Annotated in this window: 6 protein-coding genes; 3 read left to right on the top strand and 3 right to left on the bottom strand. The window is 53.0% G+C overall.

The features are described 5' to 3' along the window. A partial coding sequence (gene glnL, locus RTY00_RS11430; protein ID WP_312664514.1) for a nitrogen regulation protein NR(II) occupies positions 1-574 on the top strand: 574 nt, incomplete at its 5' end. A gap of 7 nt (positions 575-581) precedes the next feature. Then, positions 582-1,991 (top strand): nitrogen regulation protein NR(I), encoded by a 1,410-nt coding sequence (gene glnG, locus RTY00_RS11425; RefSeq protein ID WP_008109800.1) that lies wholly within the window; start codon positions 582-584, stop codon positions 1,989-1,991. A gap of 49 nt (positions 1,992-2,040) precedes the next feature. Here glnG and hemN read toward each other — a convergent pair whose 3' ends face one another. Both hemN and yihI read right to left on the bottom strand, forming a co-directional pair. Continuing rightward, the gene (hemN, locus tag RTY00_RS11420) at positions 2,041-3,414 is read right to left on the bottom strand and encodes an oxygen-independent coproporphyrinogen III oxidase (protein WP_312664513.1); all 1,374 of its coding nucleotides are present in this window, start codon (positions 3,412-3,414) and stop codon (positions 2,041-2,043) included. A 236-nt stretch (positions 3,415-3,650) separates the two neighbouring features. Next, positions 3,651-4,172, bottom strand: coding sequence for a Der GTPase-activating protein YihI (yihI, locus tag RTY00_RS11415; RefSeq protein ID WP_008109804.1), 522 nt, complete (start codon positions 4,170-4,172; stop codon positions 3,651-3,653). A gap of 555 nt (positions 4,173-4,727) precedes the next feature. Here yihI and yihA point away from each other — a divergent pair. Continuing rightward, complete coding sequence (gene yihA, locus RTY00_RS11410) at positions 4,728-5,369, top strand: ribosome biogenesis GTP-binding protein YihA/YsxC (protein ID WP_312664512.1); 642 nt, start codon at positions 4,728-4,730, stop codon at positions 5,367-5,369. Positions 5,370-5,764: 395 nt separating this feature from the next. Here yihA and polA read toward each other — a convergent pair. Then, the coding region (gene polA, locus RTY00_RS11405) for a DNA polymerase I (protein ID WP_312664511.1) at positions 5,765-8,201 on the bottom strand (2,437 nt) is incomplete at its 5' end.

The following is an 8,201-nucleotide window of genomic DNA, read 5'->3' as shown; positions in this document are numbered from 1 at the left end:
ACCCGATCCTTCCCTGCATGAATATACACGCATCATCATTGAGCAAGCCGATCGACTGCGTAATCTGGTTGATCGTCTGCTTGGCCCGCAACAGCCGGGCTTGCACGTAACGCAAAGCATTCATCAGGTCGCCGAGCGCGTGGTGAATCTGGTGTCGATGGAGTTGCCGGATAACGTCTCGCTGGTGCGCGATTACGATCCAAGCCTGCCGGAGCTGCCGCACGATCCCGACCAGATTGAACAAGTGCTGTTGAATGTGGTGCGTAACGCCCTGCAAGCTTTAGGCGATGAAGGCGGCACCATTGTGATTCGCACGCGTACTGCCTTCCAGCTCACGCTGCACGGCACGCGTTACCGTTTAGTTGCACGTATTGATATTGAAGATGATGGCCCAGGGATTCCGGCCCAGCTACAAGACACCCTGTTCTATCCGATGGTTAGCGGACGCGAAGGCGGCACCGGTTTAGGTCTGTCCATCGCCCGTAGCCTGATCGATCAGCATTCAGGGAAAATAGAATTTAACAGTTGGCCAGGACACACCGAATTCTCGGTTTACCTGCCTATTCGCCAGTGAGGTTTCTATGCAACGAGGGATAGTCTGGATCGTCGATGACGATAGCTCCATCCGCTGGGTGCTTGAAAGGGCACTCACTGGAGCCGGTTTGAGCTGTGCAACCTTTGACAGCGCTAACGAGGTATTGGACGCGCTCGCAAGCAAAACCCCAGACGTATTATTGTCAGACATTCGTATGCCTGGCATGGATGGACTTGCGCTGCTGAAACAGATTAAGCAGCGCCATCCGATGCTGCCGGTCATCATTATGACCGCGCACTCCGATCTGGATGCGGCCGTTAGCGCTTATCAGCAAGGTGCGTTTGATTACCTGCCAAAGCCGTTTGATATTGATGAAGCGGTGGCGCTGGTTGAGCGTGCGATTAGCCATTATCAGGAGCAGCAGCAGCCGCGTAATCAGCCCGTCAGCGGACCAACTACCGACATTATCGGTGAAGCGCCGGCCATGCAGGATGTATTCCGCATCATTGGTCGTCTTTCACGCTCCTCAATTAGCGTGCTGATCAACGGTGAATCCGGTACCGGTAAAGAGTTGGTCGCCCATGCGCTGCATCGTCATAGTCCACGTGCGAAGTCCCCTTTTATCGCGCTAAACATGGCGGCGATACCCAAAGATTTGATTGAATCAGAGCTGTTTGGTCACGAGAAAGGCGCGTTTACCGGTGCTAACCAGATTCGTCAGGGGCGTTTTGAGCAGGCCGATGGCGGCACGCTGTTCCTCGATGAAATTGGTGACATGCCGCTTGATGTGCAAACCCGCTTGTTGCGCGTTTTGGCCGATGGCCAGTTTTATCGCGTTGGCGGCTATGCGCCGGTGAAAGTGGATGTACGTATCATCGCGGCAACCCACCAGAATCTTGAGCTGCGCGTGCAGGAAGGCAAATTCCGTGAAGACTTGTTCCATCGTCTTAACGTGATTCGCGTTCATCTGCCGCCGCTGCGTGAACGCCGCGAAGATATTCCGCGCCTGGCGCGTTACTTCCTGCAGGTCGCTGCGCGTGAGTTAGGCGTGGAAGCGAAGATTTTGCATCCGGAAACCGAAACCGCGCTGACGCGTCTGCATTGGTCCGGTAACGTGCGCCAGCTGGAAAATACCTGTCGCTGGTTGACTGTGATGGCAGCGGGCCAGGAAGTATTGATTCAGGATCTGCCGCCTGAACTGTTTGAATCCAGCACGCCAGACAATCCGGTGCAGTCGTTACCGGACAGCTGGGCTACGCTGCTGGCGCAGTGGGCAGATCGCGCCTTGCGTTCCGGTCATCAAAACCTATTGTCGGAAGCACAGCCGGAGATGGAGCGCACACTGCTCACCACCGCGCTGCGTCACACGCAAGGACACAAACAGGAAGCGGCACGCTTGCTCGGCTGGGGACGTAATACCTTGACGCGTAAGCTGAAAGAGCTGGGAATGGAATAACGCGCACGTTGTGCGTTTTGATACAGGGGAGCGAATGAGCTCCCCTTTTTTATATCACTCGCGAGAACTGCTGCATGCGCACCTTTTGGCGCATATACACATCGAAGCACATACAGATGTTTCGAATCAGCAATCGGCCGACGCCAGTAACGTGCAGGCTGCGACCGTGCTGTTCCACTAATCCATCCGCCACCAGCGGCGCTAACATCGCTAAATCCTCGGCAAAATAACGTTCAAAATCAATCGAGTATTGCGTTTCTATCGCAGCAAAATCCAGTGCGAAATTGCAGATTAAGGCTTTAATCACATCGCGGCGCAAACAATCATCGTCACTCAACGTGAGCCCTCGCCACAGCGCATCGCCGCGCTGCTCAACATCTGCGTAATAGGCTTTCAACTCTTTGTGATTTTGCGCATAGCTGTCGCCCAGCATACTGATGGCCGACACGCCCAAACCGAGCAGATCGGTATCGCCCTGCGTGGTGTAGCCCTGAAAATTACGATGCAGTTCGCCGGCGCGTTGTGCCACCGCCAGTTCATCATCCGGACGCGCGAAGTGATCCATACCGATAAACTGGTAACCTTCGCCGGTTAAGGTGGCGATGGTTTCCTGCAGGATTTGTAGTTTCTGTGCGGCGCCTGGCAGCTCGTCATCTTTAATTTTGCGCTGCGCAGCGAACAACGCAGGCATGTGCGCATAGTTGAAGACGCTGAGGCGATCGGGATTGAGCGCAATAACGCGCTGTAAGGTGAAGGCGAAGCTTTCCGGCGTCTGCAGCGGCAAGCCATAAATCAGATCGAGGCTAACCGAACGGAAGCCCTGCTCACGCGCACGCTGCACCAGCGCGAAGATGGTTTCTTCATCCTGCACGCGATTCACGCGCTCCTGCACCGCTTTATTAAAGTCCTGCACGCCCATGCTCAGACGATTGAAACCTTCCGCGCGCAGATGATCGATCATCTCCAGTTCGATTTCTCGCGGATCAACCTCGATCGACATTTCGACATCATCGGCAATGGTAAAATGATCGCGTAGCAGCGCCACCAGCCGGCTCACCTGCTGCTGGTTGAGGAATGTCGGCGTACCGCCACCCCAATGCAGTTGAGTGACGCAGCGCCCCGCAAACAAGGGCGCACGCTGGCGGATCTCCTGCTCCAGTACATCGAGGTAGCGATCGGCTTTATGCAGCTGGCGCGTCACGATTTTATTGCAGCCGCAGAAGTAGCAAAGACGATGGCAAAACGGGATATGCACATATAGCGATAGCGGACGATCGGGATAGCGTTGCACGGCGTGCTGAAAATCAGCCTCACCAAAGTTCTCACTGAACTCAAGCGCGGTGGGATAAGAGGTATAACGCGGGCCAGCGTAATTGTATTTTTCGATGAGGCGCTGATCCCAATCAATCTGCTGCGATGACATGCTCACTCCTTACGGTGACGTCGTCTGAGAGAGGGTCGCGTAGCAGAAGAGTGGACGAAGCGATGGGCTGAACGCCGACGTAAACGCGACTTCAGACGCGACAGGCGGCGTAGTTTAAACAATAACCAGATCAGATAACATGTCAGTAGCAGCGCGAAAATTGATCCAGGCCAAAACATAGGTGAATACCTGTTTAGCGCGGCATGCGCGAAAACGCATGCCGATCAAAATTTGCCTTAATTACCTTTTAGCAGGCGCATCATATCTTCTTCAGCCTGCTCATCTTCCGCTTCGTCATCCAGCGCGATGCCCAGCGTTTCCATCAGCTCGTCAATACGGTCTAAGGTTTGATCCAGCCACGCCTGATCTTCGCCACTCAAGGTTTCACCGTTTTCCAGGCGATCCAGCAGCGTATCCAGACGTTCGTCATTTTCCAGCTTCGCCAGCTCTTCTTGCGGCGTCAGGCGAACTTTTTCCGCTTTTGGTTTTGGCTTCGCTTCAGGCTTTTTCGCCGGCTGGGTTTTACCATCAGCGACTAATGCGATCGGCGTTTTGCTGCCCAGGCGTGGATCCTGAGCTTTTTTACCCTGACCTTTGCCAGCGGTTTGCGTTTCCGGATTAGCGCGGCTGCCAGATTTGTGGCCGCTATGCTTTTTATCGCGTTTGCGATCGCGCGCTTCCTGATTAAGGTCTTCACGCGATTTGCGTTTGGCTTTCGCAGCAGGTTTGCCACGCGGGGCTGATGCAGGTTGCTTCATGGTGTCCGGTCTCGGCGATGCTTTGTGAGTTCAGTATAGAATTGCGGCGAAATCTAGCAGAAAGTAAGCAAAGAAAAAAGGCGATAGCCTATGCTATCGCCTTTTATCGCACCTTCATACGAAGGAAACACTGAATAAATCCTTTACGGCTCACAACGTCCCGGTTGCTCCATCGCCACATCGCTCCTGCGATTAATCCCTGTCCTTGTCCGATTCCTGCCTGAATCGCTTCCCGCCATGCTCCTGGTCATCCCCGACACTCCTGAGCTCATCATCCTGATGGGTGCTGCCGTGCACTGACAACAAATGTAGACTAATAGGTAAAATGAACAAGTGAGACTTGTCTCTATTTTAGAGTGGCATTTCCTACAAACATCTCAACCCATTGAAATTAAATGCCTAAAATCATTGTTAATATTCCATGAAGCGGTAATCGCTGGCAGTAAAAATCATAGATCTCTTACAAAATGACGCGTTTAGACGCTATCGGGCACTTTTGCGCCATTACAGGTATAATCAGCCCAATTGCCCGATTCATTTTGCTGGAGTTTCACTTTGTCTGCTTTGAACTATCACATGACCCATTTCATGCTCAGCGCCCCCGATATTCGCCATTTACCGGCGGATGTGGGTATTGAAGTTGCTTTTGCCGGGCGCTCGAATGCAGGCAAATCCAGCGCGCTGAACACCATCACCAACCAAAAGGGTCTGGCACGTACCAGTAAAACGCCAGGTCGTACCCAGCTGATTAACCTGTTTGAAGTGGTTGAAGGTAAATGTCTGGTCGATTTACCCGGTTATGGCTATGCCCAGGTGCCGGAAGAGATGAAGCGCAAATGGCAAAAGTCTCTGGCGGAATATTTACAGAAACGCCAGGCATTGAAAGGCTTGGTGGTATTAATGGATATTCGCCATCCGCTGAAAGACCTCGATCAGAACATGATTGAATGGGCCGTGCAGAGCCAGATTCCCGTGCTGGTCTTGCTGACCAAAGCCGACAAGCTGGCATCCGGCGCGCGTAAAGCACAGCTGACGATGGTGCGCGAAGCGTCGCTGGCCTTTAACGGTGATGTGCAGGTAGAAATGTTCTCGTCACTGAAGAAGATGGGCGTTGATATTGTGCGTAAGAAGTTGGACAGCTGGTTTAGCGAACTGGAGCCTGCGCAAGAAGGCGACGGCGAAGAAATAGCAGAGTAATTTTGTTGCGGCTTTTGCGAAAAAGCCCAATAAAAAACGCCCCAGTCATAAATGACTGGGGCGGCTAAATATTCAGCCAAATCCGATTACGTGAAGTAAAAGGTCTGAAAGATAGAACATCTTACCTCTGTACCCTACGCGACAAACTCTACCTGATTTTCCGCGCCCTACAAAGGGTTTTTTGTTGTTAAGTTTCAGGATTCGACATCTTTTTTACTAAGTTCATCACACTTTCACGTGTGCGATGTAGTTTAATTACTAAAAAAATGCTTAGCCGATAAGCAGTTACAAAACGCGCATTTAATAGACCGCTTTGAGAGGTTGCTGAACCGATTAAGTAAACATTTTTCTTATGATGATGACAGCGGCACGCAAATACCGCTGAATGCGCATAATCAGTGCGCCTCATCCCAGTTATCGCCGGTTCCGACTTCAACCTGCAGCGGCACATCCAGCTTCATGCTGTTCTCCATCAGGTCACGGATGGTCTTAATCGAGCTATCTACCGCGTCGCTGCGGATCTCAAACACCAGTTCATCGTGTACCTGCATAATCATGCGCACGGCATCGTCTTTTTGCTCTAACAGCCAGCCATCCACCGCAATCATCGCGCGTTTGATGATGTCTGCCGCCGTGCCTTGCATTGGGGCGTTGATCGCCGCACGCTCCGCTGCTTTACGGCGAATGGCATTGCTGGAGGTAATATCAGGCAGCCACAAGCGACGGCCATCGAGCGTTTCTACATAGCCTTTCTCTGCCGCCTTCGCGCGCGTCTCTTCCATATAACGCAACACGCCCGGATAGCGTTCAAAGTAGAGATCCATGTATTTCTTCGCCTCACCCGCGCCGATATTCAGCTGGCGGGAAAGACCAAACGCGCTCATTCCGTAGATCAGGCCAAAGTTGATCGCCTTAGCACTGCGACGCTGCTCGCCCGATACTTTGCCAAGCGCCACACCAAACACTTCTGACGCGGTGGCGCGGTGGATATCTTCGCCCTGAGCAAACGCATCCAGCAGACCTTTATCTTGCGACAGATGCGCCATGATGCGCAGTTCAATCTGCGAGTAGTCCGCAGCAACAATACGATTGCACGGTCCGGCGATAAACGCCTGACGAATACGGCGCCCTTCTTCGTTGCGCACCGGGATATTCTGCAGGTTAGGATCGGTAGACGAGAGTCGTCCTGTCGCGGTTACTGCCTGATGATAGGAAGTATGCACGCGGCCGGTAACCGGATTGATCATCAGTGGCAGCTTATCGGTGTAAGTCGATTTCAACTTCGATAAACCACGATGCTCCAGAATTACTTTCGGCAACGGATAATCAAGCGCCAGTTCAGCCAGCACTTCTTCGCTGGTCGACGGCGCGCCGCCCGGCGTTTTCTTGGTTGGCTTGATGCCCTGCTTTTCAAACAGAATGGTTTGCAGCTGTTTAGGTGAAGAGAGGTTAAACGGTTCGCCCGCCAGCTCGTGCGCTTTCAGCTCCAGCTCGGCCACACGCGTGGTCAGCTCCTGCGAGTGTTTCGCCAGGATATTTTGGTCAATCAGCACGCCGTTGCGCTCAATGCGCGATATCACCTTCAACAATGGCATTTCGATCTCTTCAAATACCTGTTTCGGCCCCGCTTCCGGCTCCAGCTTCTCCCACATTTTCAGATGCAATTGCAGCGTGACATCGGCATCTTCCGCCGCATAGTGACCGGCTTGCTCGATCGCAATCTGATTAAAGGTGAGCTGATTTTTGCCTTTGCCCGCGATCTCTTCAAACGTCACCGTTTTATGGTTCAGCCAGCGCGCGGCCAGGCTATCCATATCGTGTTTTCCACCCACGCTGTTCAGGCAATAGGATTCCAGCATGGTGTCGAATTTGATGCCGTTCAGTTCAATGTCGTAATTCTTCAGCACGCCGCGATCGTATTTGAGATTCTGACCAACCTTCGCCGCTTTGCCATCTTCCAGCAACGGTTTCAGCTGCTTCAGTACTTCGCTACGATCCAGTTGATCTGGCGCATCCAGATAATCGTGGGCGACCGGCAGATAAGCCGCTTCACCCGGCGCGACGGCAAACCCAATGCCGACAATATTGGCACTTAACGTATCTAGCGAGTCGGTCTCAAGATCGAAAGCGAAGAGCTCGGCGCTTTTCAGCTTTTTCAGCCATTCGGAAAAGGTCGCTTCATCGAGAATAGTGACGTAGCCATCCGCAGAGAGCACGCTGGTCGCTTCGGCAGCGGGCGCAGCAGGTTCGCTGAGCTGCGCTTTCTTAGTCTGCGCGTTGCTCTTTTTACCTTGTTGCAGCCATGAGCCATCCTGCAAATCGGTGATCCAGCGCTTAAATTCATAGCGGCTAAACAAGGTTTGCAGTGCTTCTACATTGGGTTCATTGACGACAAGCTGATTGCACGTCAGATCCAACTCAACGTCGGTTTTGATGGTTGCCAGCTGATAAGACAGGAAAGCGACATCGCGATTTTGCTCCAGCTTCGCCGCCATGGTTTTCGCGCCGCGGAACGAGAGATCGGCCACTTTATCGAGGTTGTCATAGATTGACTGCATACCGCCCAAGCCTTGCAGCAGCGCCTGTGCGGTTTTCTCACCAACGCCCGGCACGCCCGGAATGTTGTCCGAGCTGTCGCCCATCATGGCAAGGAAATCGATAATCAACGCTGGTGGCACGCCATATTTCTGCTCGACCTCTTCCGGACCAAGTACGGTATTGGTCATGGTGTTGATCAAGGTGATCGCAGGCGTCACCAACTGCGCCATATCTTTATCGCCGGTGCTGATCAACACCGGGCGGCCGAGTTTTTCCGCCTCTAGCGCCAGCGTA

Origin of the sequence: Pantoea sp. CTOTU49201 (genome assembly GCF_032054795.1) — a bacterium.
GTDB lineage: Bacteria > Pseudomonadota > Gammaproteobacteria > Enterobacterales > Enterobacteriaceae > Pantoea > Pantoea symbiotica.
The sequence above is the reverse complement of the archived record's forward strand: the minus strand, read 5'-3'. Positions and strand labels throughout refer to the sequence as shown.

Excerpts from the sequence above, each read along its gene's own strand:
- glnG (WP_008109800.1), top strand. The coding sequence starts at position 582 with ATGCAACGAGGGATAGTCTGGATCGTCGATGACGATAGCTCCATCCGC.
- hemN (WP_312664513.1), bottom strand. The coding sequence starts at position 3,414 with ATGTCATCGCAGCAGATTGATTGGGATCAGCGCCTCATCGAAAAATAC.
- yihI (WP_008109804.1), bottom strand. The coding sequence starts at position 4,172 with ATGAAGCAACCTGCATCAGCCCCGCGTGGCAAACCTGCTGCGAAAGCC.